General features: G+C 72.6%; 23 protein-coding genes. 17 read left to right on the forward strand and 6 right to left on the reverse strand.

Going from position 1 to position 23,603, the window contains the following annotated elements:
• Window positions 1-2 precede the first annotated feature (2 nt).
• From BMW85_RS20635 to BMW85_RS20665, 7 genes are all read left to right on the forward strand, one after another.
• Window positions 3-1,820: an NAD(P)H-dependent oxidoreductase subunit E gene (locus BMW85_RS20635; protein ID WP_091083631.1), complete on the forward strand. Its 1,818-nt coding sequence runs from the start codon at window positions 3-5 to the stop codon at window positions 1,818-1,820.
• Window positions 1,817-2,659: a 2Fe-2S iron-sulfur cluster-binding protein gene (locus tag BMW85_RS20640; RefSeq protein WP_177240783.1), complete on the forward strand. Its 843-nt coding sequence runs from the start codon at window positions 1,817-1,819 to the stop codon at window positions 2,657-2,659. The genes BMW85_RS20635 and BMW85_RS20640 overlap by 4 nt, the downstream gene beginning before the upstream one ends.
• Window positions 2,652-3,524, forward strand: a complete 873-nt coding sequence (fdhD, locus tag BMW85_RS20645) for a formate dehydrogenase accessory sulfurtransferase FdhD (RefSeq protein WP_091083635.1) — start codon at window positions 2,652-2,654, stop codon at window positions 3,522-3,524. The genes BMW85_RS20640 and fdhD overlap by 8 nt, the downstream gene beginning before the upstream one ends.
• 328 nt (window positions 3,525-3,852) lie before the next feature.
• Entirely contained in the window at window positions 3,853-4,743 is an 891-nt protein-coding gene (locus BMW85_RS20650) for a metal ABC transporter substrate-binding protein (protein WP_245774959.1), read from the forward strand.
• Window positions 4,740-5,519: a metal ABC transporter ATP-binding protein gene (locus BMW85_RS20655; protein WP_091084100.1), complete on the forward strand. Its 780-nt coding sequence runs from the start codon at window positions 4,740-4,742 to the stop codon at window positions 5,517-5,519. Before BMW85_RS20650 ends, BMW85_RS20655 begins: the two co-directional genes overlap by 4 nt.
• Entirely contained in the window at window positions 5,519-6,388 is an 870-nt protein-coding gene (locus BMW85_RS20660) for a metal ABC transporter permease (protein ID WP_245774981.1), read from the forward strand. Before BMW85_RS20655 ends, BMW85_RS20660 begins: the two co-directional genes overlap by 1 nt.
• Window positions 6,385-6,777, forward strand: a complete 393-nt coding sequence (locus tag BMW85_RS20665; protein WP_091083639.1) for a Fur family transcriptional regulator — start codon at window positions 6,385-6,387, stop codon at window positions 6,775-6,777. Before BMW85_RS20660 ends, BMW85_RS20665 begins: the two co-directional genes overlap by 4 nt.
• Here BMW85_RS20665 and BMW85_RS20670 read toward each other — a convergent pair.
• On the reverse strand, window positions 6,714-7,622 hold the full coding sequence (locus BMW85_RS20670) for a DMT family transporter (RefSeq protein ID WP_245774960.1): 909 nt from the start codon (window positions 7,620-7,622) through the stop codon (window positions 6,714-6,716). The genes BMW85_RS20665 and BMW85_RS20670 overlap by 64 nt on opposite strands.
• A 92-nt stretch (window positions 7,623-7,714) precedes the next feature.
• On the opposite strand from BMW85_RS20670, the gene BMW85_RS20675 reads away from it, so the two are divergent.
• On the forward strand, window positions 7,715-8,263 hold the full coding sequence (locus BMW85_RS20675) for a CGNR zinc finger domain-containing protein (protein WP_177240784.1): 549 nt from the start codon (window positions 7,715-7,717) through the stop codon (window positions 8,261-8,263).
• 45 nt (window positions 8,264-8,308) lie between these two features.
• Here BMW85_RS20675 and BMW85_RS20680 read toward each other — a convergent pair whose 3' ends face one another.
• Window positions 8,309-9,106, reverse strand: a complete 798-nt coding sequence (locus BMW85_RS20680; protein ID WP_091083646.1) for a CPBP family intramembrane glutamic endopeptidase — start codon at window positions 9,104-9,106, stop codon at window positions 8,309-8,311.
• Window positions 9,107-9,229: 123 nt separating this feature from the next.
• On the opposite strand from BMW85_RS20680, the gene BMW85_RS51985 reads away from it, so the two are divergent.
• Complete coding sequence (locus BMW85_RS51985) at window positions 9,230-10,378, forward strand: sensor histidine kinase (protein WP_177240785.1); 1,149 nt, start codon at window positions 9,230-9,232, stop codon at window positions 10,376-10,378.
• A gap of 44 nt (window positions 10,379-10,422) precedes the next feature.
• Entirely contained in the window at window positions 10,423-11,091 is a 669-nt protein-coding gene (locus BMW85_RS20690; protein ID WP_091084105.1) for a response regulator, read from the forward strand.
• Window positions 11,092-11,136: 45 nt separating this feature from the next.
• Here the strand turns inward: BMW85_RS20690 and BMW85_RS20695 are convergent, their stop codons facing one another.
• Window positions 11,137-11,910 carry an isoprenyl transferase gene (locus tag BMW85_RS20695; RefSeq protein ID WP_091083652.1) on the reverse strand — a complete coding sequence of 258 codons (774 nt, stop codon included), beginning with the start codon at window positions 11,908-11,910 and terminating at the stop codon, window positions 11,137-11,139.
• Window positions 11,907-12,641, reverse strand: a complete 735-nt coding sequence (recO, locus tag BMW85_RS20700; protein ID WP_091083653.1) for a DNA repair protein RecO — start codon at window positions 12,639-12,641, stop codon at window positions 11,907-11,909. The genes BMW85_RS20695 and recO overlap by 4 nt, the downstream gene beginning before the upstream one ends.
• A gap of 151 nt (window positions 12,642-12,792) precedes the next feature.
• On the opposite strand from recO, the gene BMW85_RS51990 reads away from it, so the two are divergent.
• The 5 genes from BMW85_RS51990 to BMW85_RS20725 all read left to right on the forward strand — a co-directional run bounded on the left by BMW85_RS51990 (window position 12,793) and on the right by BMW85_RS20725 (window position 18,367).
• Window positions 12,793-14,325, forward strand: a complete 1,533-nt coding sequence (locus BMW85_RS51990; protein WP_091083656.1) for a CDP-alcohol phosphatidyltransferase family protein — start codon at window positions 12,793-12,795, stop codon at window positions 14,323-14,325.
• Window positions 14,322-15,041, forward strand: coding sequence for a DUF5941 domain-containing protein (locus tag BMW85_RS51995; protein WP_091083659.1), 720 nt, complete (start codon window positions 14,322-14,324; stop codon window positions 15,039-15,041). Before BMW85_RS51990 ends, BMW85_RS51995 begins: the two co-directional genes overlap by 4 nt.
• Before the next feature lie 156 nt (window positions 15,042-15,197).
• Window positions 15,198-16,130 (forward strand): hypothetical protein, encoded by a 933-nt coding sequence (locus tag BMW85_RS20715; RefSeq protein ID WP_091083661.1) that lies wholly within the window; start codon window positions 15,198-15,200, stop codon window positions 16,128-16,130.
• A complete protein-coding gene (locus BMW85_RS20720; protein WP_143082349.1) occupies window positions 16,127-16,840 on the forward strand; it encodes a vWA domain-containing protein in 714 nt (237 codons plus the stop codon). The genes BMW85_RS20715 and BMW85_RS20720 overlap by 4 nt, the downstream gene beginning before the upstream one ends.
• Before the next feature lie 114 nt (window positions 16,841-16,954).
• On the forward strand, window positions 16,955-18,367 hold the full coding sequence (locus tag BMW85_RS20725; RefSeq protein WP_091083666.1) for a glycoside hydrolase family 16 protein: 1,413 nt from the start codon (window positions 16,955-16,957) through the stop codon (window positions 18,365-18,367).
• A gap of 99 nt (window positions 18,368-18,466) precedes the next feature.
• Here the strand turns inward: BMW85_RS20725 and BMW85_RS20730 are convergent, their stop codons facing one another.
• On the reverse strand, window positions 18,467-19,642 hold the full coding sequence (locus BMW85_RS20730; RefSeq protein ID WP_091083669.1) for a hypothetical protein: 1,176 nt from the start codon (window positions 19,640-19,642) through the stop codon (window positions 18,467-18,469).
• Between the two features lie 88 nt (window positions 19,643-19,730).
• Here BMW85_RS20730 and BMW85_RS20735 point away from each other — a divergent pair, with 88 nt between their 5' ends.
• A complete protein-coding gene (locus BMW85_RS20735; protein WP_091083671.1) occupies window positions 19,731-20,687 on the forward strand; it encodes an isopenicillin N synthase family dioxygenase in 957 nt (318 codons plus the stop codon).
• On the opposite strand, the gene BMW85_RS52330 is transcribed toward BMW85_RS20735, so the two are convergent.
• Complete coding sequence (locus BMW85_RS52330) at window positions 20,684-23,032, reverse strand: GH1 family beta-glucosidase (protein WP_091083674.1); 2,349 nt, start codon at window positions 23,030-23,032, stop codon at window positions 20,684-20,686. The two genes, BMW85_RS20735 and BMW85_RS52330, sit on opposite strands and share 4 nt — an antisense overlap.
• 93 nt (window positions 23,033-23,125) lie before the next feature.
• On the opposite strand from BMW85_RS52330, the gene BMW85_RS20745 reads away from it, so the two are divergent.
• Complete coding sequence (locus BMW85_RS20745) at window positions 23,126-23,599, forward strand: Lrp/AsnC family transcriptional regulator (protein ID WP_091083676.1); 474 nt, start codon at window positions 23,126-23,128, stop codon at window positions 23,597-23,599.
• Window positions 23,600-23,603 lie beyond the last annotated feature (4 nt).

The raw sequence follows: 23,603 nt of genomic DNA on the forward strand, positions 1-23,603 counted from the left end.
ACATGGACCTCCGATTCCGCGACGCCGAACCGTCCGACGAGGAGCGCGCGGCGGTCGACGCCGTGCTCGGCCCGCCCGCCACCGGCTGGGAGGGCGGCGCCAGGTCCGCGACCGACCTGCGCTTCGCCGCCCGCGCCGAGCCCCGGCGCGACCTGCTGCTGCCCGCGCTGCACGCGGTCAACGACCGGGTGGGCTGGATCAGCGAGGGCGCGCTCGACTACGTCTGCCGGCGGCTCACCGTGCCGCCCGCGGAGGCGTACGGGGTGGCCACGTTCTACTCGCTGTTCTCGCTCCGGCCGCGCCCGGCGCGGGTGCTGCACGTGTGCACCGACCTCGCCTGCCAGGCCAAGGGCGGCCGGCGGCTGCGCGAGCAGGTCGAGGAGCGCCTCGGCCCGCCCGGCGAGACCTGGCAGGAGAGCCCCTGCCTCGGCCTGTGCGAACGGGCCCCGGCCGCGCTCGCCCTGGAGGCGGGGCCTGCGCCGCGCGCCGAGGTGTACGCACCCGCGGACGCCGACGCCATGGCCAGGACCCCCGCCGACGCCGCCCCTGGCTCCCCCAGCCCCAACGGCAGCGGGCCGCGCCTCGACGTGGCCGGCGACGCCCCCGCCGTGGCCGCCGTACCGCAGGCCGGCCAGGACGGCCTCATCCTGCTGCGGCGGGCCGGCCGGGCCGATCCCGCGAGCCTCGACGACTACCGCGCCACCGGCGGCTACACCGCGCTCCGCCGCGCCTTCGAGCTCGGCCCCGCCGGGGTGATCCGCGAAGTGCTGGAGTCCGGCCTGGTCGGCAGGGGCGGCGCGGCCTTCCCCACCGGCCGCAAGTGGGACGCCGCCGCCCGCCAGCCCGACCACCCCCACTACCTGGTGTGCAACGCCGACGAGAGCGAGCCGGGCACGTTCAAGGACCGGGTGGTCATGGAGAACGACCCGTACGCGCTGGTCGAGGCCATGACCGTGGCGGCCTACGCGACCGGCTGCGCCCGGGGCTACCTCTACGTCAGAGGCGAGTACCCGAGGGCCGCCGCCCGCCTGGCGCACGCCATCGCCACCGCTCGCGCCCGCGGCCTGCTCGGCCCCGACATCCTCGGCAAGGGCCTCTCCTTCGACATCGAGCTGCGCAGGGGCGCGGGCGCGTACATCTGCGGCGAGGAGACCGCGATCTTCAACTCCATCGAGGGACACCGCGGCGAGCCGCGCAGCAAGCCGCCGTTCCCCGTGGAGAAGGGCCTGTTCGGCAAGCCGACCGTGGTCAACAACGTCGAGACGCTGGTCAACGTGCTGCCGATCCTGGAGCGCGGGGCGCGGGCGTACGCGGCGGCCGAGCCCAAGCTGTTCTGCGTCTCCGGCGCCGTCGAACGGCCCGGCGTGTACGAGCTGACGTTCGGCGCGACCCTGCGCGAGCTGCTGGAACTGGCCGGGACCACCGGCACCACCCGCGCGGTGCTGCTCGGCGGAGCGGCCGGGGCGTTCGTCACGGACCTGGACATCCCGCTCACCTTCGAGGGCACCAGGAACGCCGGCGCCACGCTCGGCTCCGGCGTGGTCCTCGTCATCGACGACACCGTGGACCTCAAGCAGCTGCTCCTCCGCATCGCGGAGTTCTTCCGCGACGAGTCCTGCGGCCAGTGCGTGCCCTGCCGGGTCGGCACCGTACGCCAGGAGGAGGCCCTGCACCGGCTGTCGCGGCGCGTCTCGCACGACGACCTGGTGCTGCTGCGCGACGTGGGCCGGACCATGCGCGACGCCTCGATCTGCGGCCTCGGGCAGACCGCATGGAACGCCGTCGAATCGGCCATCGACCGCTTGGGAGTTTACGAATGATCCCGTTGCAGCCGCCCCGGCGGCTCATCGACGTACAGATCGACGACGAGACCGTACGCGTGCCGGAGGGCGCCACGATCCTCGACGCCTGCCGGGCGGCGGGCAAGGACGTGCCCACCCTCTGCCACGGCGACACCCTCACCCCGAAGAACGCCTGCCGCGTGTGCGTGGTGGAGGTCGAGGGCGCCCGTACCCTCGCCCCCGCCTGCTCACGCAAGGCCGAGGCGGGCATGAAGGTCGGCACGGAGACCGAGCGCGCCCGGCACAGCCGCAAGGTCGTGCTGGAACTGCTCGGCTCCTCCGTGGACCTGTCCACGACGCCGCGCGCCGCCGAATGGAACGAAGAGTACGGCGCCGACCCCGCCCGCTTCGGCCCGGACGCGGCCACCGTCGAGCAGCCCGCCAAGGTGGACAACGACCTCTACGTCCGCGACTACAGCAAATGCATCCTCTGCTACAAGTGCGTGGACGCCTGCGGCGAGCAATGGCAGAACACCTTCGCCATCGGCGTCGCCGGCCGGGGCTTCGACGCCACGATCTCCACCGAGTTCGACGCGCCGCTCACCGACTCGGCCTGCGTCTACTGCGGCAACTGCGTCGAGGTCTGCCCGACGGGCGCGCTGTCGTTCAAGACCGAGTTCGACATGCGGGCCGAGGGAACCTGGGACGAGTCGCGGCAGAGCGAGACCACCACCATCTGCAGCTACTGCGGCGTCGGCTGCAACCTCACCCTGCACGTCCAGGACAACAAGATCGTCAAGGTGACGTCACCGCACGACAACCCCGTCACGAAGGGCAACCTCTGCGTGAAGGGCCGCTTCGGGTACGGCTATGTCTAGGGTCGTCGTCAAGCGAAGGATCGTCCGCGTCAAGGACCGGGCCAGGCTGCCGGCCGTCGACACGCTCGCCGCCGAGGAGCCGCTGGAGATCCGGCTCGACGGCACCCCGCTGACCGTCACCATGCGCACGCCCGGCGACGACTTCGACCTCGCCGCCGGGTTCCTCGTCAGCGAAGGGGCCGTCGGCGCGCCCGGCGAGATCGCCACCATCCGCTACTGCGCGGGCGCCACCGTGGACGGCGGCAACACCTACAACGTGCTCGACGTACGGCTCGCCCCCGGCGTGCCCGCGCCCGAGCCGCGCAACTTCTACACCACCTCCTCCTGCGGGGTGTGCGGAAAGGCGTCCCTGGAGGCGGTACGCACCGTCGCCCGCTGGAGCGCCGCCGACGACCCCGTCACACTGCGGCCCGCCATGGTGACGAGCCTGCCCGACCGGTTGCGGGCCGCCCAGCGCGTCTTCGACCGGACCGGCGGCCTGCACGCCGCCGGCCTGTTCACCGCCGACGGCGAACCCCTGTGCGTGCGCGAGGACGTCGGCCGGCACAACGCCGTCGACAAGCTCCTCGGCTGGGCGCTGCGCGAAGGACGGCTGCCGCTGCGCGGCTGCGTGCTCATGGTGTCCGGGCGGGCGTCGTTCGAGCTGGTGCAGAAGGCGGTGATGGGCGGGGTGCCGGTGCTCGCCGCCGTCTCGGCGCCGTCGTCGCTGGCCGCCGAACTCGCCGCCGAGGAAGGACTGACGCTGATCGGGTTCCTGCGCGGGAACTCGATGAACGTCTACACCGGTGAACGGCGGCTCGCCGCCGCCCATGACGTCACCCCCGGCGCCGGCACTGGCTCTGCTGGGGCGCGTACGGCGGGGTGATGAAGCGGGATGCCGTTCGGCGCCCTTACTAGCCCCCGGACGCCGACCGGCATCTTGCGTTTAATGGCCCGCGCTTCGCGCGGGCGGCTCGGTCGCTCAGACCCGTCGCCTTCCCTCGTCGCTCCGGTCGCTTCGCTCCCTGCGCTCCTCAGTCCAGGCGACGGCGCTCCCTCGCAACCCCGCACCCGCAGCCTCCCTCAATCCCGTACGCGCCCTCACCCCTGGGAACCCACTCCCCCCGGGGGACAGATTTTGACAACCGTTTTCATTTTGGCGCATACTGACTCCCATGATGTCAGGATTTTCCCGGCTGGGTGCGCTCGGTCTGTTGACTGCCGGCGCCCTGCTCAGCGCCACGGCCTGCGGCGGTTCCGGTGTGTCGGAGGTCGGCGCCACCTCCGACGGCAGACCCGAGGTGGTCGCCGCCTTCTACCCGTTGCAATGGCTGACCGAGCAGGTCGGGGGATCCGACGTCCAGGTGACCGGCCTCACCGCCCCCGGCGTCGAGCCGCATGACCTGGAGCTGGGCATCCAGCAGGTCACCGACCTCCAGAACGCCGCGCTCACCGTCTACGTCAAAGGCGTCCAACCGGCTGTGGACGACGCGGTCGACCCGGAGAAGAGTTTCGACGCCGCCACCGCCGTCACCACGATCCCCGCCGGCGGCCACGAGCACGAGGGCGAGGAGGAGCACGGCCACGACGAGGTGGGCTACGACCCGCACCTCTGGCTCGACCCGTCCCGCATGGCCACGGTCGCCGGCAAGCTCGGCGAGCGCCTGGCCGCCGCCGACGCCGCGCACGCCCAGGCGTACCGGGATCGCGCCGCGACGACGGCCGCCACCCTGACCGCGCTCGACCAGGAGTTCACCAAAGGTCTGACCACCTGCCGGTCCAGGACGCTGGTGACGGCGCACGAGGCGTTCGGCTATCTGGCCGACCGTTACAAGCTGAAGCAGGTGGGCATCACTCTCGATCCGGAGACCGAGCCGTCGCCCGCGCGCCTGTCGGAGGTGGCCAAGCTCGCCAGAGCCGAGGGCGTGACCACGATCTTCACGGAGGCCCTGGTGAGCCCGAAGGTGGCCGAGGTGCTGGCGAACGAGGTCGGCGCTAAGACCGCCGTCCTCGACCCGCTGGAGAGCAAGCCCTCCGGCGACTACGTCTCCGCCATGCGCGATAACCTCAAGACTCTTCAAACAGCACTGGGGTGTACGGCATGAGCGAGACGGCCTTCGCGATGACCGGCGGCCGGGTCGCCTACGACGGCAAGCCGGTCCTCCGGGGGATCGACCTGACCGTCCACACCGGCGAGGTCGTCGCACTCCTGGGGGCCAACGGTTCGGGCAAGTCGACGCTGGTGCGCGCCCTGCTCGGGCTCACGCCGCTGTCCGGCGGCAGCACCCTGATCTACGACCGCCCACCTGGGCGTTTCCGCGACTGGTGGCGCATCGGCTACGTCCCGCAGCGTCTCCAGGTCGGCGGCGGCGTGCCCGCCACCGTACGCGAGGTCGTGGCCTCGGGCCGCATCGCCCGCCAGCGCCGCCTGCGCCGCACCAGCGCGGCCGACCGGGCGGCGGTGGCCGCGGCGCTGGAGGCCGTACGACTGAGCGACCGCGCGGGCGACCCCGTCCAGGCGTTGTCGGGCGGCCAGCAGCAGCGGGTGCTCATCGCCCGCGCCCTGGCGGGCGAGCCGGACACGTACGTGATGGACGAGCCCACCGCGGGCGTCGACGCCGAGACCCAGCGCCTGCTCGCCGACACGCTGGCCGGGCTGGTGCTCGGCGGCAAGACCGTGGTGCTGGTCGCGCACGAGCTGGGCCCGCTGGAGCCGGTCATCACGCGCGGCGTCGTCATCGGTGGCGGTCTGATCGCGCACGACGGGCCGCCGCCGCGTCCCGAGGGCGAGTGCGCGCGGCCCGGGCACGAGCACCAGCATCCGCACGCCGCCGAGCCGGTGGCCGGGCCGCTGACCGGGTGGCAGGGGGAACCAAGGTGATCTTCGAACTGCTGCGTGAGCAGCTCTTCCAGCTCGCGCTCGTCGCGGCGCTGCTGGTGGGGCTGTGCGCGCCCGCCGTCGGGACGTTCATCGTGCAGCGGCGGCTCGCGCTGCTCGGCGACGGCATCGGGCACGTGGCGCTGACCGGCGTGGCGCTCGGCTTCCTGACCGGCACGACGCCGGTGCTGACCGCCGTGATCATCTCCGTCGCCGGGGCGGTGGCCATCGAGCTGGTACGCGCGCGCGGACGCACCAGCGGCGACGTGGCGCTGGCGCTGCTGTTCTACGGCGGCATCGCGGGCGGCGTCATGCTCATGGCCATCGCGCCCGGCGGCAGCAACGCCAAGCTCAACTCCTACCTGTTCGGCGCCATCGCGAGCGTCACTCCGGCCGACATCTGGGTCATCGCGGCGCTGGCCGTGGCCGTGATCGGAGTGGTCGTGATCTTCGGCAGGGAGCTGTTCGTGCTCTGCCAGGACGAGGAGATGGCCCGCGCGAGCGGCCTGCCGGTGCGCTTCCTCAGCCTGCTGATCGCGGTCACGGCCGCGCTGACCGTCGTCATCGCCATGCGGGTGGTCGGGCTGCTGCTGGTCAGCGCGCTGATGGTGATCCCGGTGGCGACGAGCCAGCAGCTCACGCGGGGTTTCCGTGCCACGATGGCGACGGCGATGGTGTTCGGGGTGCTGGCCTCGGTGGGCGGGCTGCTCGCCTCCACCGTGTCGCCGAAGGTGCCGCCGGGCGCCTCGATCGTGCTCATCGCTCTCGCCGGCTTCGTCCTGGCCCTCGCTGTCGGTAAATTCGTACGCCGAGGCCGGAGCGACGAGGAGTCCAGAGTGGGTCCAACAATGCGCGTCGAGGAGGTCGCATGACGACGAGACGCGAGGCGGTGCACGACACCCTCCGTCGCAACGAGGGGTTCCGCAGCGCGCAGGACGTCTACGCGGAGATGCGCCTGCACGGCGCCAAGATCGGCCTGACCACCGTATACCGGGCGCTGCAGGCGCTGGCCGACAACGGTCAGGTCGACGTGCTGCGCACCGACGACGGCGAGTCCGTCTACCGGGCCTGCGCCAGCGACGTCCACCACCATCACCTCGTCTGCCGCAAGTGCGGGCGCACCGTCGAGGTGGCCGGTCCCGCGGTCGAGCGCTGGGCCGAGGCCGTGGGCAGGGAGCACGGCTTCACCGAGATCACTCACACGGTGGAGGTGTTCGGGACCTGCGCGTCCTGTTCCCCGTCCGTCCCGTCCTCCGGCTGAGCGGTGCGGCGCGAGCCCGAGCCCCACAGCACGCCGAGCACGACCACCCCGCACCCGGCGAGCTGCCAGGGCGAGGGCCGCTCGCCGAGCGCCAACGCCGACAGCGCCACGGTCGTCAGGGGCTGCACGAGCAGCAGCAGCGCGGTGAGCGCGGCCGGCTGCCGCGGCAGCGTGAACGTGATGAGCGACCACCCCAGCACCTGCGGCCCGAGCGCGAGCAGCAGCAGCCAGCCGTGCGCGGGCCAGCTCGGGGCGAGGTCCGCGCCGCCGAAGGCGGGGCTGAGCGCGGCGATCGCCACCGTGGCCACGACCGTGGCGTGCGCCAGCGGCCCGGCCGCGCGGTCCGAGCCGCCCTTCATGAGCAGCAGGAACGCCGCGTACGAGACGGACGTCGCCACCCCGGCGAGCACGCCCATGACGGGATCGTCGCCGTACGCCGCGCTGTCGAACACCCCGGAGATCAGCACCACGCCGCCGAACACCACGGGCGTCGCCACCACGAGCCGCCCCGACGGCCGCTCCCCGAACACCGCCCAGGCGGCGAACGCCACCAGGAACACCTGCAGGTTGCCCAGCACGGTCGCGAGGCCCGCGCCGACGTACGCGATGGCGTGGTGCCAGAACAGCAGGTCGAACGCGAACGTCAGGCCCGCAGCCCAGGCGAGCAGCACCGCCCGGCGCGGCAGCGGGCCGTGCCTGCGCCGCTCCAGCCAGGCCAGCGCCAGCATGGGCGGGATCGCGTACGCGCAGCGGAACAACGCCGACGTCGCCGGCGAGACCCCGGCCAGCCGCACCAGCGGCGCGGAGGTGGAGATGACGAGCGCGCCGACGATCGCGACGATCACGATACGACGGTGTGCACCCATCAAAACCCCCGTGGCCGCCCATAGGAGATACAGTGCGACCACGCTAGGATCCGGCGCGGACAGGAGTCAACATGCCGTTTGGCCATGACATGGTGCATTCTCTGGCCACTGTCGTCGAACTGGTCAACACCTCACCGGCCACGGGCGGCGAAGAGGGGCTGCCCGGTCTGGCCGAGCTCCAGGCGTTCGTGGAGTCCCGCGAGGTCAGCGGCATAGGCAAGCTGACGGCCCACGACCTGAGCCAGGTCCGCGCGGTCCGGGAGTCCTTCCACCGCGTCTTCACCGCGCCCGACCAGCCGACCGCCGTCCGCACCCTCAACTCGATGCTCTCCTCGACCCGCATCACGCCGCGCCTCACCGAGCACGACGGCCATCCGCTGCACGTCCACTACTTCGCCGCCGACGCCAGCCTGGCCGAGCACCTGGCCGCCGACTGCGGTGTGGCGCTGGCGGTGCTGCTGGTGGAGGGCGAGAGCGAACGCCTGCGCACCTGCTCGGCCCCCGACTGCGACCGCGTCTTCGTGGACGAGTCACGCAACCGGTCGCGGGTCTACTGCGACAGCCGGACGTGCGGCAACCGCATGCACGTAGCCGCCTACCGCGCCCGCCGCCGCGCCTGACCCCTTCAGTCCCTCACAGCGGTCGGTCGCCGTTCAGGTGAAGCATCACTTCGGGGTCGGTTGCGTACGCGCCTTCTCCCCGCGCCCTGACCGGAGCAGCAGCAAGCCGCTGACGGTGAGCGCGCAGGACAGGATGACGAGGTGCACGCCATAGTGGACGGCCTCCGCCGGGAGCAGGAGGTTCGCGGTGTGCAGGCCGGTGTGCACGCCGACCGCCATCCACAACGTCCCCGTGTGCGCACGCGCCGCCGCGCACGCGAAACCGAGCGCGACGGCCTGCAGCACGTAGAGCAGGCGTTCGCCCAGTGAGTCGGCCGCGCTGCTGGAGATGATGTGCAGCGCCCCGAACCCGACGGACACCACGATCAGCACGGCTTTCGGCGGCAATCGGGCCGACAGCGTGTCGAACAGGTGCCCCCGCCACAGCAGCTCCTCCGGAAACGCCTGACTGAGCAGGGCGAACGCGATGCCGTACGGCAAGAGGCCCGCATCAGCGAAGATCTTGTCACCCGGCGGTAAGGACATCGCCCCGAACGCCACCGACAGCATGATGGCGGCCGCCACCGGGACCGCGCCCGCCACGACCCCCAGGAACAGCTGCGGCACGGCCCGCCGGGATCGCTCCAGGCCCACACCGGCCCAGGACTGGCCGCCGAGGAAGCGCCGGATCAGATGGACCAGCCCGAGTGAGGCCAGCGTGATCCCGATCATGCCGAGCGGCCGGTAGAGGGGATGGCCGGAGTCCAGCAGCAAGGTGACGGGAGCGGTGCCGACGATGATCTGCCCGAATGTGGCGGCCAGGGTGATCAGCACGGCCCAGACGGGGTGGGTGGCTCTTCTCATGGAAGGACACGCTAGGCAGCCGGGCCGGCCGGCACATCGGACCGGAGTTCGGACTCCGGCATGACCATGGTCATGGGTCCTCAGGAGGATCACACGGCCCGCGCGCGGCTAGAGTCGTCGGACATGCCGTCCTCCCTGGCCAGGCTGCGCAACCCCGACCGGCCGCACCTGTTCAGCGTGGTGTTCTGGGTGGTGCTCGCGGGCACCGCTATCGCGTACACCTCGCACCCGGGAACGCCTGTCCAGATCGTGGTGTTCTCCGCCGACCTGACGCTCGTGGCCGTGCTGTGGCTGCTGCTGCCCTGGCGGCACGCCACCGGATGGCGGCGTCCGGTCGCGGTGGTGTTCCTGCTGACGACCCTCACGCTGGGGCCGGCGGGATCGGACGAGGTGCACATGCTGCTGACGCTCATCGCCATCGCCAACGTCGCGTTCGTGCACGACATGAGGGCCGCGACGGTCATCATCGGCTGCCTCAGCGTTGTTCTGTTCGTCCTGGACGTCGTGATGTACGACCGCGGTCCGATGGACGCCCTCGGTCAGACCGTGCCGTTCGTCGTGTTCTCCTCCTTCGTGCTCGGCATGACGTCGGCCGTGCTGGAGGCGCGGCGCAGACGGGCCGAGGCGCAGCGGCTCCTCGCCCGCGTGCGGGAGCTCACGGTCGCGCAGGAGCGGGCGCGGATGGGCGCGGAGATGCACGACTCGATCGGTCACCACCTGACGGTGGTCAAGATGAGCCTGGAGAACGCCGAACGTTTCCGGTCGCGCCGCCCCGAGGCCGCCTGGGAGGAGGTGCGGCTGGCGAAGGAGACGAGCGTGGCGGCCCTGGCCGACGCACGTCGCTGGGTCAGGGCGCTGCGCCCGCTCGCGTTGGAGGGCCGGGTCAGCGGCGCGGCGCTGGAGCGGCTGGCGGCCTCGTTCGACGGCACGGGGCTGGTGGTGCGCTTCGAGGTCGAAGGAGAGGAGGTGCCACTGGAGCCGGACGTGGAGCTGGTGCTCTACCGCGTGCTGCAGGAGGCGCTGACGAACGTCGTCCGGCACGCCGGGGCCCGGCACGTACGCGGAAGGCTGGTGTTCGGCTGTGAGCGGGTGGTCCTGGTGGTCGCCGACAACGGCGGGGGCCGGCGCGCGGACGCGCGCGACGGCTTCGGCCTGCGCTCCCTCGCCGAGCGCGCTCACGCGGTGGGCGGCACCCTGACCGCGGGCGACCGCCCGGAAGGCGGCTTCGAAGTACGCGCAGAACTTCCGGTACGGGTGGAGGTGACGTCATGACCCGGCGCGAGCGCGTGCCCGGCGGCGAGGAGAGGCCGGGGGACATGACGGCGATCAGGGTCCTGCTGGTCGATGACCAGGAGCTGATCCGGCGGGGTCTGCGCAAGATGCTGGAGATCGAGGACGGCATCGAGGTGGCCGGGGAGGCCGCCGACGGGGAGGAGGCGCTGCGCGTGGCCGGGGAGTGCCGTCCGGACGTGGCGCTGGTGGACGCGAGAATGCCCAGGATGGAGGGCGTCGAGCTCATCCGCCGGCTGTCGGCCGGGCATCCCGGCGTGGCCGCCATCGTGCTCAGCACCTTCGACGAGGACGACTACATCTTCGGCGCGCTGGGCGGCGGGGCCGTCGGCTACCTGCTCAAGGACTGCACGCCGGAGGAGCTGGTCGACGCCATCCGCCGGGCCGGCCGCGGGGAGACGGTGCTCGCCCCGTCCGTCGCCGGACGCCTGGTGGCCGAGCTACGACGCACCGGCGCCGTGCCCAGGGCGCTGCCGCACGAGGGGCGCCTGTCGGCCAGGGAGTCCGACGTCGCCCGGCTGATCGCCGCAGGGGCCACGAACCGGGAGATCGCGGCGCAACTGCGCATCGCCGAGGGCACGGTGAAGAACCACGTCTCAAGCCTGCTGCGCAAATACGGCACCCCCGACCGCACCCGCCTCGCCCTTCATCTCAAGGACACCGGGGACAGGAACCCACAAAGCCCTGGCCCATGAGATCACCTGATCGCGTACGGGCCCCAGTCGGATTCGGCCGGCCGGTCAGACCTTGTTGGGGAGGGCGCCGCCGTAGCGGCGGTCGCGTTTGGCGTAGATCTCGCACGCCTCCCACAGGTCGCGCCGGTCGAAGTCGGGCCAGAGCCGGTCGAGGAAGACCATCTCGGCGTAGGCCGACTGCCACAGCAGGAAGTTCGAGAAGCGCTGCTCGCCCGACGAACGCAGGAACAGGTCGACCTCGGGGATCTCCGGCTCGTCGAGGTAGCGGGCGAAGACCTTCTCGTCCACCTTGCTGGGTTTGACGCGGCCGGCCGCGATGTCCTGGGCCAATTTCAGCGCGGCCTCGACGATTTCGGCCTGCCCGCCGTAATTGACGCAGAACTGCAATGTGAGCTTGCGGTTGTCGACCGTCATCTCCTCGGCGGTCTGCAGCTCGGAGATCACGCTCTTCCAGAGCCGGCCCGGCCGGCCCGCCCAGCGCACGCGTACGCCCATGGCGTTGAGCTCGTCGCGCCGCCGCCTGATCACGTCGCGGTTGAAGCCCATGAGGAAGCGGACCTCGTCGGGCGAGCGCTTCCAGTTCTCGGTGGAGAAGGCGTAGGCGCTGAGGTAGGGGATGCCCAGCTCCAGCGCGCCCTCGATGACGTCGAACAGGGAGGATTCGCCCGCCTTGTGCCCCTCGGTGCGCGGCAGGCCGCGCATCTTGGCCCAGCGGCCGTTGCCGTCCATGACGATGGCCACGTGCCGGGGCACCAGCTCACGCGGGATCGGCGGCGGCGTCGCGCCGGACGGATGAGGGGTCGGAGGACGGACGTTCACACTGGCTCCCTTTCGACGTGTCGGAGAGAGCGTATTCCGTGTTCGAGGTGCCATTGCAGGTATGCGGCGACCAGCCCGCTGCATTCGTTGCGGTGGCGCGACTCGGAGGCGTCGGCGGTGGCCCAGTCGCCGCGCAGCAGCGCCGCCATGAGCCCGATCGTCTCCCCGGCGGGGACGGCCGCCCCGGCCGGGCGGCACGCCCCGCAGACCACGCCGCCGGCGACGATGGCGAACGCCCTGATCGCCGGGGTCCGGCAGCGGGCACACGCATCCAGTGCGGGCGCGTAACCGGCGACCGCCAGCGAGCGCAGGAAGTAGGCGTCGAGCACCAGCCGGGGCTCGTGCGTGCGCTCGGCGAGCGTGCGCAACCCGCCCACGAGCAGCAGGAACTGCCGCAGCGCCGGCTCCTTCTCCCCGTGCGTCAGCCGGTCGGCGGTCTCCAGCATGGCGCTGCCCGCGGTGTAGCGCGGGTAGTCGGCGGCCAGCGCCTCGCCGTAGGGCCTGAGCGTCTCGGCCTGGGTGACGACGTCGAGCGTACGGCCGGTGTGGAGCTGCAGGTCGACATGGGTGAACGGCTCCAGCCTGGCCCCGAAGCGCGAGGTGGTCCTGCGCACGCCCTTGGCGACGGCGCGGATCTTGCCGGTGCGCTTGGCCAGGACCGTGACGATGCGGTCGGCCTCGCCGAGTTTCTGCGTACGCAGAACCACGCCTTCGTCACGATAGAGACTCACTCCGACATCTTACGGCCGCCCTGTGTGCCGAAGGGTCCAGCGTTACGGGCATGCTCGGATGACGCGACTTTGCGTGACTCTCACTAGACTTTGACGCCTGTCCCCGCATTACCCGTTGTTCAACCCCCCGCTACCGCCTCGAAAGGGAGTCATGACCCGCGTGGTCCTGCTGGGCGCCTCGCCCGGCCCCGACACCTCTCCGACCGGCCTGAGGCTGGCCGCGCTGCCCGGCAATCCCACCGTGGCCGAGCGGCTGCGTGGCCAGTTGGCTTCTTATGACCCGCGGCCCGCCACCATCGCCGGCGGCGACGTGGCCGCCGCCCTGCGCGCGCTCGCCGAGGTCGCCGAGTCGGCGACGGAGAGCCTGCTCATCATCCCCGAGAACTCGGTCATCCACGACGAGCTGATCTACCAGATCACCAAGACCAAGCGCGGTGCGCTGGCGCTCGTCGCCAAGGAGCCGAGACCGGACAGCACGGACGAGGAGGCTCCGGAGGACCTCGCCGAGGCCGAGTCCGAGCTCGTCCCCATCGACGAGGCCGACCCCGAGATCGGCCTCCACCGGCTGGAGGGGCTGCCGGTCCGCGCCCGCGTCGGCAAGTCACGGGTGGTCTCGGTCGGCACCGCGACCCACGCCGTGACCCGGCCCAACGCCGTGCTGCTCGGCCCGCTGCACGTCAGCGTGCGCAACGCTCCGGTGCTCGCGGAGACCTGCCGCGACCTCGCCGCCCTGGCCCACACCTTCGGCCCCGACGACGACCTGGTGCAGCTCGTCGTGTTCGGCCTGGTGCGCAACGGCGTGTCGGTCGGCATCAGGGGCCGCCGCGACCTCTTCTACCGCCGGGTCACCACCCAGGAGGAGGTCAACGAGGCCGGCCCCGAGATGGCCGCCATGGACGAGGACCGCGCCCGGCTCAACAACGCGGTCAAGGGCGCCGACGGCTTCTTCACCACCTACTTCGTCTCCACCTACTCCCGCTTCATCGCCCGCTGGGCGGCCCGGCGGGGGCTGACGCCCAACCAGGTCACGCTGATCTCGATCGCGCTGGGCGTGGCCGCGGCCGCCTGCTTCGCGACGGGCGACCGGCCGTGGATGGTGCTGGGCGGCGTGCTGATCTACTTCGCGTTCGTCTTCGACTGCGTCGACGGCCAGGTAGCCCGGTACGCCCGCAAGTTCGGCGTCCTCGGCGCCTGGCTGGACGCCACGTTCGACCGGTTCAAGGAATACGTGGTCTTCGCCGGCCTCGCCCTCGGCTATGTGATCGCGGGCAACGGCGAGGACATCTGGATCCTCGCGCTGGCCGCGCTGGGCCTGCAGTCCGTACGCCACCTGCTCGACTTCTCCTTCGGCGCGGCCAACCGCCGCAAGCCGCCCGCCAAGCTGCCCACGCTGGCGCTCGACGCCCCCGACGACCGCGAGCTGCGGGCCGCGCTGACGCGCCGCCGGGAAGAGCGCAGCCATGGCCTGCGGGGCGTGCTCAAGATGTGGACCAGGGCCGGCAGGTTCCGGGCCGTCCACTGGGCGCGCAAGATGATCGTGTTCCCCATCGGTGAGCGGTTCGCGGCCATCGCGATCACCGCCGCCCTCTTCGACGCCCGGATCACCTTCCTGACGCTGGTGATCTGGGGCTCCGTCGCCGCCGCCTACTCCCTCACCGGACGCCTCATGAGGTCGCTCGTATGATCACCCAACCGCAGGCCATGGCCACCCCCACGCCGGACCCCGACGAGGAGCGCCGGCGCATTCAGACCGCCCGCCTGCTCGCCTACCGCGACGACGGCCCGCTCGTCCAGGCGCTGGCGCCCCGGCTGGGGCGGGGCCTGCCGCCCGTGCCGGCCGCGCTCGTCGCGCTGCTCGCCGTGGCCGGTGTCACGGTCGCCGGGCTGCCGGAGTCCGGCCCCATGCTGCTCGTGCCCGTCGCGATCGCCCTGCTGCTCATCCTGCCGACGGCGCCGCGTGACCACCTGGGCCGCCTCGACTGGCTGACGCCGCCGCTGCTGCGCGGCACCGAGTTCCTGGCCACGATCGCGATCGGCCTGGCCGCCGACGCGCCGAAGTGGCTGCTGTTCGTGCTGGTGTACGTGGTGGGCTACCACACCTACGACACCGTCTACCGGACGCGGCAGAGCATCTGGCCGCCCGCCTGGGTGTTCCGGGCGGGCCTCGGCTGGGAGCTGCGGCTGCTCATCATCGGCGTGGGCGCGGCGGCCGGTCTCGTGACGCCCGTGCTGGCGGTGCTGACGGCTTACCTGTTCGTGCTGTTCGCGGTGGAGAGCGTGACGAGCTGGGTGCGTCTCGACAAAGCGAGCGCGCAGGCCGGGGCCGACGCCGAGCAGGACTTGGAGGCGTCCCCCGAGGAGGCCATGGAGCAGGCCACCGGCGAGGCCGAGAAGGCCTGAGCCCTGTTGTCGTTCGGACGGCGCCGGCCCGTGGGGCCGGCGCCGTCCGTTTTGTCCGGGTACGCGGTACATAGTCGGTGACCTCCCGCCACTTCGGGCGCCCGCCGTCTACTCTGAAGGCAGGGCACAACTCGCCGGAGCCAGGAGACGACGCTGATGGCGTTCTTGTCGCGGCTGTTCAAGCGGGACGCGCGGACGCTCACGCGCGACGGCCCGCCGGCCGAGCGGGAGGAGGCGCGGCGGCAGGGCGTGCGGGACGCGCGCCTGCACCCGCTGAGCGAGTTCACCGACCCGGAGTTCCAGCCCGCGTACGTGACGGGCGTCCGCGCCCTGGCGCGCGAGCAGGTCGCCGAGATCGACCGGCGGCTCGCCACGGTCCGTACCGCGCTCCTGGAGCAGGCCGTGGAGGCGCGCGAGCGGATCATGGGCGAGCTGGGGCACGGCGGCACCCGGCCGGAGCCGCACCCGCCGGTGGAGCGCCGTACGGCGGAGGGTTTCATCACGCTGGAGGAGGCGCGGGCCCGGCGGGCCGAGGCCCGGCGGCGGCAGGCGGCCGAGGAGGCCCACGTCCGCGCGCAGCGGGAGCGGGCCCGCGTCGAGCGGCTCCAGCAGGAGTGGGAGAGCGCGCTCATGGACCGCGAGCACCAGGTGGAGGCGGTCCACGCCCGGACCGAGCAGCTCATCGCGGCTTACAAGGCGGGCGTGCTGGAGGCGCACCCGCGCAAGGAGGAGATCCCTTCCCTGTGGAAGGGCGAGGTCATCGCGGCGGAGCCGGCCGGCGGGACGGCGCTCGGGGCCTCAGGGCGGGAGGAGATCGGGCGCATCCGGCGCGAGGTCGAGGAGCGCATCGAGGAGTGGCACGCCGAGGTCCTGCCACGCGAGCTCCCCGCCGAACTGCCCGCCGGGTTGCCCGCCGAGCCGCACCTCGGGCTGCCCGCCGAGTTAGCCGCCGAGCCGCACGCCGAGTTGCCCGCCGAGCCGAACGCCGGGTTGCCAGCCCAGCTGCCTGAGGAGCCGCACGCCGGGACGCCCCGCCCGGAGCTCTCCTCCACCCCCAACGGCCTGCATCGCGGCCGGGAGGGCGGGTGAGGCGGGCCGGGCGCGGGATGCTGGCGGCGGCGCTGCTGGTGACCGCCGCCGGGGCGGCCGGCTGCGGGACTGACGCGCGCTCCCTCTGCGGCGTCGTCGTCGACTCGACCACCTACGCCGACCCCGCCACCTCCCGCGCCGACGTCACCTCCAAGCTCCCCGCCTTCGCCCAGAACTGCGACTGGATGGCCTTCGCCGCCGTCACCGGCAGCTCGGAGAGCAGCACCTGCCGCCAGGACCCCTTACCCATCGCCGCCACCCGCGCCGAGAACCCCAACGAGAACCCGGTGGTCGAGGACCGTGTACGGGCGCACCGGGTCCAGCAGGCGCTGCCGAGGGCGATGCGGCTCTTCGACTGCCCCACGGAGGGAGAGGGCTCGGACGTGCTGGGCGCCCTGCGTTACGCCGTCAAGCAGCTCGCCGCCCAGCGCCGTCCCGACCTGCCGCACGAGCTCGTCGTCTTCAGCGACCTGATCAACAACCGCGGCGACCTCGACATCGGCAGGCTCGACCTGAGCGAGGCGGCGCGCAAGCGGAAGATCGACGAGCTGCGGGCCGCCCACCTCCTGCCCGACCTGAGCGGCTACGCGGTGACCGTCCACGGCTTCCTGCGCAGGAAGACGTCGAGCCCGGACCGGTTCCCGCTGCTGGAGTCGTTCTGGCGGGAGGCGTTCGAGGCGGCCGGCGCGACCACCGCGGACCTCCTGTAGCGGAGAGCGCTCTCACCGCCTCCTTGACGGGAAGTGAGCCGTGTGCTCAGATCATCTGAGAGAGCGCTCTCTGACGTACTCCGCCTCCCCGCACCCCCCTAGGAGAGACGCGTCATGACAACCACAACAAGCAGGCCCAGGCGCCGCCTGGCGCCCGTGGCCACGGTGCTCACCGCGCTGGTCGCGCTCACCGGCCTCCTGGTCAACGCCGCGGTCAGCGCCTCCGCCGCCGTGCCGGCCACCCCATCGGGCTGGTCGCTCGTCTGGGCCGACGACTTCAACGGCTCCGCGGGCACCTTGCCCTCCTCCAACGACTGGATCATCGACACCGGCCACGCCTACCCCGGCGGCCCGGGCAACTGGGGCACCGGCGAGATCCAGAACTACACCTCCAGCACCTCCAACCTCAGCCTCGACGGCTCGGGCAACCTGCGCATCACACCCCTCCGCAGCAGCTCGGGCGAGTGGACCTCCGGCCGCATCGAGACCCGGCGCGCCGACTTCAAGCCCGCCGACGGCCGGGTCCTGCGCATCGAGGCCCGCCTCCAGATGCCGAACGTCACCGGCGACGCCGCCCTCGGCTACTGGCCGGCGTTCTGGGCGCTCGGCGCGCCCTACCGGGGCAACTACTGGAACTGGCCGGCCATCGGCGAGTTCGACATCATGGAGAACGTCAACGGCATCAACTCCGTCTGGGGCGTCCTGCACTGCGGCGTCAACCCGGGCGGGCCGTGCAACGAGACCACCGGCCTCGGCGCCAGCCGCGCCTGCCCCGGCTCGACCTGCCAGTCGGCCTTCCACACCTACCGCTTCGAGTGGGACCGCAGCGTGAGCCCCAACCAGCTCCGCTGGTACGTCGACGGCCAGCAGTTCCACGGCGTCAACCAGTCCCAGTTCGACGCCACGACCTGGGCCAACATGACCGGCCACGCCGGCTACTTCCTGCTGCTGAACGTGGCGATGGGCGGCGCGTTCCCGAACGCGCTCGGCGGGCAGACCCCGACCGCGGCGACCGTGTCGGGCCGTCCCATGGTCGTGGACTACGTGGCCGTCTGGCAGAGCGGCGCCGGCAGCACGCCGACCCCGACCATCACCCCGACCTCGCCGGGCGGCGTGGACGCCCGCTCCACCATCCAGGCCGAGCGCTACCAGGCCCAGTCCGGCACGATCGTCGAGACCACCACCGACAGCGGCGGCGGCCAGAACGTCGGCGCGATCTCCAACGGCGACTGGCTCCGCTACGACGGCGTGAACTTCGGCTCCACCGCGGCCACCCAGTTCAAGGCCAGGGTGGCGTCGGGCGCGGCGGCCGGCGTCAGCGGCCTGGTGCAGGTGCGCCTCGACAGCCCGACGGCCACGCCGATCGGCGACTTCGCGCTCGCGAACACCGGCGGCTGGCAGAGCTGGCGCACCATCCCGGCCAACATCTCCGGGGTGACCGGCACCCACACGGTCTACCTGACCTTCAGCAGCGGCCAGCCCGCCGACTTCGTCAACGTCAACTGGTTCACCTTCTCCACCTCCTGACCGGACGCCGCGCCCGCGCAGGGGGGCCCGCGCGGGCGCGGCATCCGTCCGAAAGCGGCATCCGCCCGAAGCGGCATCCGTCCGGGAAGGCGGGCGGGATCAGGAGCGGGTGGTACGGCGATGGTGGACGATGCGCTCGGCCCAGCTCGCCGCCTCCGGGTCCTTCAGCCCCTCCACCACCCCGCCGAGATAGGCGGTGGCGAGGCTGTCGAAGCCGCTGTCGATCCGGCGCAGCCGCCCGGCCCTGCGCCGCTCGGCGGCCTGCAGGAACTGGGCGATGCTCTCGGCGTAGCCGGTGTCGCGCTGGTACGCCTCCTGGGCCTCGGCGCAGGCGCGGGCCTCGGCGTCGCGCTTGGCGCGCAGCTCCCGCAGCCGCCGGTCGTTGGGGTTGTGCATCCGGCGGCCGAGGTCGGCGGCGATGAGCGCGGTCGCGACGAGCAGGGCGAGCAGCAGGACCATCGTGGGGACCAGGCTGACGCCGTCGGAGGTGGCGCCGATGTTCTCGCCGTCCACGACCAGGGGCTTGACCAGGGCGTCGCGGCGCAGCACGGCGACGGCGACGATGAGGCCGAGCCAGACGGCGGCCACGGCGACCAGCAGCCGGCGGCCCTGCGGCGAGCCGCCGTTCTCCTGCCAGGAACGGAACGCCCTGCCGTACATGTGGGGCGCGACCAGCATGATCAGCGCGGCGCCCGCGGCGAGCAGGGCGGTCATCGCCACGCTGTCGCCCCAGCTCAGGATGACCTGGTAGAGGATCGGCACCTCGACGATCACCAGCAGCGACAGCAGCAGGGCGGCGGGCAGCCAGCGGCGCACGACCGGCCAGCGGCTGCCGGAGAGCGCGATCGAGCTGGGCCGCCCGTCGCCGGGACGGCGGCTGGGCTGCTCCAGCTCGGTGACCCGGCCCTGGCTGTCGTCCAGGGCCGCGCGCGCCTCGCCGAAGGCGCGCTGCGACTGTGCCAGCCGGATCTTCTGGGCCTCGAACTCGGCCCGCGCCACCTGCAGCTCCTGCTCGGTGCGCTCGTCGAGCCCGGCCAGCTCCTCCAGCCGCTCGTCCTCCAGCTCGTGGAAGCGGGGGACGCTACCGGTCTGCAGGGTGAGGGTGTCGATCTGGCCGCCGGCCGCGTGGGCCCGGCCGAGGTCGCGTTCGTCGCGGCGGCGCTGGGCCCAGTCGGGCGGGCGATAGAGCTCGCCGTCGTACGCGACGACGGGGGTGACCCGGGTGACCTCGCCCGCCTCGAAGGATCGGTCCGGCTTGCGGTGCATGAAGCGCATGTGCCCTCCCCGCGGGTCCTGCCTCCGATGCTAAGCGGCGGCGACGGCGCGGAAAGGTGAGGTAAGCGAAATGGGCAACAATGGTGTGATGAGCGAACTGCCGGTCGTCGACATCGCGCCCCTCCTCGGCGAGGACGAGGAGGGCAAGGCCGCCGTCGCCGCCGCCATCGGCGCCGCCTGCCGGGACAACGGCTTCTTCTACGTCACCGGGCACGGCGTCCCTGCCGGGCTGATCGCCGACCTCGACGCCGCCGCCCGGCGCTTCTTCGCGCTGCCCGAGCCGGTCAAGAACGAGATCGCGATGGACCGGGGCGGCCGGGCCTGGCGGGGCTTCTTCCCGGTGGGCGGCGAGCTGACCTCGGGCCGGCCCGACCTCAAGGAGGGGATCTACTTCGGCGCGGAGGAGCCGCCGGGCCCGCTGCCGCTGCACGGCCCCAACCTGTTCCCCGCGCAGGTGCCGGAGCTGCGCGAGGCGGTGCTGGCCTACCTGGACCTGATGACCGGGGTCGCGCAGACGGTGATGTCCGGCGTCGCGCTCAGCCTGGGGCTGGCGGAGGACTACTTCCGCACCGGTTACACCGCCGACCCGACGATCCTGTTCCGCATCTTCCACTACCCGCCCGCCCCGCCGGACCCGGAGAGCTGGGGCGTCGGCGAGCACACCGACTACGGCCTGCTCACGCTGCTCCTCCAGGACGCCAACGGCGGCCTCCAGGTCCGCACCGGGGACGGCTGGATCGAGGCGCCGCCGCTGGAGGGCACGTTCGTGTGCAACATCGGCGACATGCTCGACAAGCTGACCGGTGGCCACTACCGCTCGACCCCCCACCGGGTGCGCAACCGCAGCGGGAACGAGCGGCTCAGCTTCCCGTTCTTCTTCGACCCCGGCTGGGACAGCGAGGTGCCGCCGCTCCCCTACGCGCCCGGCCACCGCTGGGACGGCCAGGTGGACTTCACCGGCACCTACGGGGAGTATCTGCTGGCGAAGGTCTCCAAGGTCTTCCCCCGCCTGTTCGAGACCCTGGACGACGAGCGGCCCCGCTAGGCGGACTCGCGCACGACCAGCCGGGCGGGCAGCACCACCGACTCGGTGTGGCGGCCCTCCAGCCGCGACAGCAGCAGCCGGGCCAGCGCGAGCGCCTGCTCGGCCGCCGGCACCCTGACCGTGGTGAGCCCGGGGACGACCGCCGAGGCGGCGTCCACGTCGTCGAAGCCCACGACCGCCAGGTCCTCGGGCACCCGCCGCCCGATCTCCCTGGCCGCCTGCAGCGCGCCGAGCGCGAGCTGGTCGGTGGCGGCGAAGACCGCGTCGAGCGCGGGCTCGTCGCCGAGGAGCCGGCGGGTGGCCGCCGCCCCGGAGGAGCGGGTGAGCTCGGCGGGCGCGAGCAGCGGCTGCCGGCCGGCCCGGCGCATGGCGTCGCGGTGGCCGGCCAGGCGGTCCTGCATGGCGATCAGGTCCAGGGGGCCGGTGATCATGCCGATCCGGCTCCGGCCGCCCGTCAGCAGGTGCTCGGTGGCCGCGGCGGCGCCGCCGGCGTTGTCGACGTCCACGTACGGCACCAGCGACGCGATGGCCGGCTTGCCGAGCAGCACGACCGGCACGCCGGTGCGCGAGAGCCGTTCGGCGAGGGTGTCGCCGCGGTCGGGCGGCAGCAGCACGACGCCGTCCACCAGCCGGGCCTCGACGTGCTGGACGATGCGCCGGTGGCTCTCGGCGGTGTCGGCCAGCATGAGCGTGATCTGCTTGCCGGCGCCCTCCAGGACGCTGGTGACGTACTGGACGACGGCGGCGGTGAGCTGGTCGCCGCCCTGGCGCGGCACGGACAGCACCAGCGCGACGGAGTTCGTGCTGCGGGTGACGAGGCTGCGGGCGGCGGCGTTGGGCACGTATGCCAGCTCCTTGATCGCCAGCAGCACCGTCTCGCGGACCTCGGGGCGGACGGACGCCTCGCCGTTGACCACCCGGGAGACGGTGGCGCGGGAGACGCCGGCGCGGGCGGCCACGGTCTCCAGGGTGGGCCGCTTCGGGCGCGACTCCAGCAGGCCGCCCCGCCGGATGACGTCGCGGTACCAGAGCGCGCTGTCCTTCAGCCGCCGCCGCTGGGTGGCGAAGTCGACGTGCACGAGGCCGAACTTGCGCTGGTAGCCGTCGGCCCATTCGAGGTTGTCCAGCAGCGACCAGACGAGGTAGCCGCGGACCGGCACGCCCTCCTGGACGGCCACGCGCACGGCGCGCAGGTGCTCCTCGATGAAGCTGACGCGCTCGACGTCGTGGATGCCGTCGCCGGTGACGACGTCGACGAAGTCAGCGCCGTTCTCGGTGACCATCAGGTCGGTGCCGGGGAACTCGGCGGCGAGGCGGCGCAGCGCGAGCGACAGGCAGCCGGGGACGATGGGCCAGCCCATGGCGGTGACCGCCGTGGGGACGGTGCAGAACAGCACGCCCTCGCTGCCGGGGTAGGCGGGGTCGGCGGGCTCGCTGGGCTGGGCCTGCACCACGAGCGGGGTGTAGTAGTTGACGCCGAGCAGGTCGATCGGCTGGGCGATCAGGTCCAGGTCGCCGTCGCGCAGGTGGCCGAGCCCGGCCGTGCGCTCGACGATGGGCAGCAGCTCGGCGGGGTACGAGCCGCGCAGCATGGGGTCCAGGAACTGCCGGTTGACCAGGGCGTCGATGCGGCCTACCGCCTCGGCGTCCTCCTCCGACAGCGGCCGGCCGGGGTCGCCGACCTGGCCGGGGGTCAGCACCGGCGAGATGTTGAGCACGCCGCCGACCTTCGCCGCCCCGGCCGCGCGCAGGGCCTGGGTGCCGAGCCCGTGCGCGAGCAGCAGGTGGTGGGCGGCGCGGAAGGCGTCGGCGGGCGAGGTGCGGCCGGGGGCGTGGATGCCGGAGCCGTAGCCGAGGAAGGCCGCCACCCAGGGCTCGTTGACGGTGAACCAGGTGTCCACGCGGTCCCCTAACCGCGCGGCGACGGCCGCCGCGTAGTCGGCGAAGCGGTGCGCGGTCTCGCGCTCCGGCCAGCCGCCCGCGTCCTCCAGCGCCTGCGGCAGGTCCCAGTGGTAGAGGGTGGCGTACGGCGTGACGCCCGCCTCCAGCAGGGCGTCCACCAGCCGCTCGTAGAAGTCGAGCCCGGCCTCGTTGGGCTCGCCCGAGCCGCCGGGGAAGATCCGCGGCCAGCTCACCGAGAAGCGGTAGGCGGCGATGTCCAGGTCCTTCATCAGCCGTACGTCGTCGCGGTAGCGATGGTAGTGGTCGCACGCCTCGGCCCGGTCGGCGGAGAAGGTGTCCCAGATGGACCGGCCACGCCCACCGGCCGACGTCGCTCCCTCGATCTGGTAGGCCGAGGTGGACACTCCCCAGACGAATCCCTCGGGGAAGGCTGCGGTGCTCATTACGGCGGAAACCCTTCGTCATCGATCACGAGGGTCCAGTCTCCCGCGCGCCGCTCGTCGCGCGCCAGCCTGGCCAGGCGGTATACAGAGCCCGTGGAACTGGACCGGCTCGATCGTGACATCATCGCGGCGCTCGTGGACGACGCCCGCGCGACCTACGCGGAGGTGGGGCAGCTCGTGGGCCTCAGCGCCTCGGCGGTCAAGCGGCGGGTCGACCGGCTGCGCGAGAGCGGCGCGATCACCGGTTTCAGCGCCCGGGTGGCGCCGGAGGCGCTGGGCTGGACCACCGAGGCGTACGTCGAGCTGTTCTGCCAGGGCAAGACCAAGCCGTCGGACATCGCGCTGGCCGTCGCCAAGTTCCCCGAGGTGGTGGGGGCGGCCACGATCACCGGCGAGGCGGACGCGTTACTCCACATCAGGGCCACCGACGTGCGGCACGTGGAGCGGGTGATCGAGCGCATCGCGGCGGAGACATTCGTGGTCCGGACCAAGAGCGCGATCGTGCTGTCACGGCTGGTGGACGCCCCTTCCGGGGTGGTGCGCAACGAAACGCGGCTGATCGGGTGAAACT

It is taken from the genome of Nonomuraea wenchangensis (assembly GCF_900111685.1).
GTDB classification, from domain to species: domain Bacteria; phylum Actinomycetota; class Actinomycetes; order Streptosporangiales; family Streptosporangiaceae; genus Nonomuraea; species Nonomuraea wenchangensis.

Bases quoted from the DNA above. Each gene is read 5' to 3' on its own strand.
- BMW85_RS20635 (WP_091083631.1), top strand. From the start codon at position 3: ATGGACCTCCGATTCCGCGACGCCGAACCGTCCGACGAGGAGCGCGCG.
- BMW85_RS20640 (WP_177240783.1), top strand. From the start codon at position 1,817: ATGATCCCGTTGCAGCCGCCCCGGCGGCTCATCGACGTACAGATCGAC.
- fdhD (WP_091083635.1), top strand. From the start codon at position 2,652: ATGTCTAGGGTCGTCGTCAAGCGAAGGATCGTCCGCGTCAAGGACCGG.
- BMW85_RS20655 (WP_091084100.1), top strand. From the start codon at position 4,740: ATGAGCGAGACGGCCTTCGCGATGACCGGCGGCCGGGTCGCCTACGAC.
- BMW85_RS20665 (WP_091083639.1), top strand. From the start codon at position 6,385: ATGACGACGAGACGCGAGGCGGTGCACGACACCCTCCGTCGCAACGAG.
- BMW85_RS20675 (WP_177240784.1), top strand. From the start codon at position 7,715: ATGCCGTTTGGCCATGACATGGTGCATTCTCTGGCCACTGTCGTCGAA.
- BMW85_RS20680 (WP_091083646.1), bottom strand. From the start codon at position 9,106: ATGAGAAGAGCCACCCACCCCGTCTGGGCCGTGCTGATCACCCTGGCC.
- BMW85_RS51985 (WP_177240785.1), top strand. From the start codon at position 9,230: ATGCCGTCCTCCCTGGCCAGGCTGCGCAACCCCGACCGGCCGCACCTG.
- BMW85_RS20690 (WP_091084105.1), top strand. From the start codon at position 10,423: ATGACGGCGATCAGGGTCCTGCTGGTCGATGACCAGGAGCTGATCCGG.
- BMW85_RS51990 (WP_091083656.1), top strand. From the start codon at position 12,793: ATGACCCGCGTGGTCCTGCTGGGCGCCTCGCCCGGCCCCGACACCTCT.
- BMW85_RS51995 (WP_091083659.1), top strand. From the start codon at position 14,322: ATGATCACCCAACCGCAGGCCATGGCCACCCCCACGCCGGACCCCGAC.
- BMW85_RS20715 (WP_091083661.1), top strand. From the start codon at position 15,198: ATGGCGTTCTTGTCGCGGCTGTTCAAGCGGGACGCGCGGACGCTCACG.
- BMW85_RS20725 (WP_091083666.1), top strand. From the start codon at position 16,955: ATGACAACCACAACAAGCAGGCCCAGGCGCCGCCTGGCGCCCGTGGCC.
- BMW85_RS20730 (WP_091083669.1), bottom strand. From the start codon at position 19,642: ATGCGCTTCATGCACCGCAAGCCGGACCGATCCTTCGAGGCGGGCGAG.
- BMW85_RS20735 (WP_091083671.1), top strand. From the start codon at position 19,731: ATGAGCGAACTGCCGGTCGTCGACATCGCGCCCCTCCTCGGCGAGGAC.
- BMW85_RS52330 (WP_091083674.1), bottom strand. From the start codon at position 23,032: ATGAGCACCGCAGCCTTCCCCGAGGGATTCGTCTGGGGAGTGTCCACC.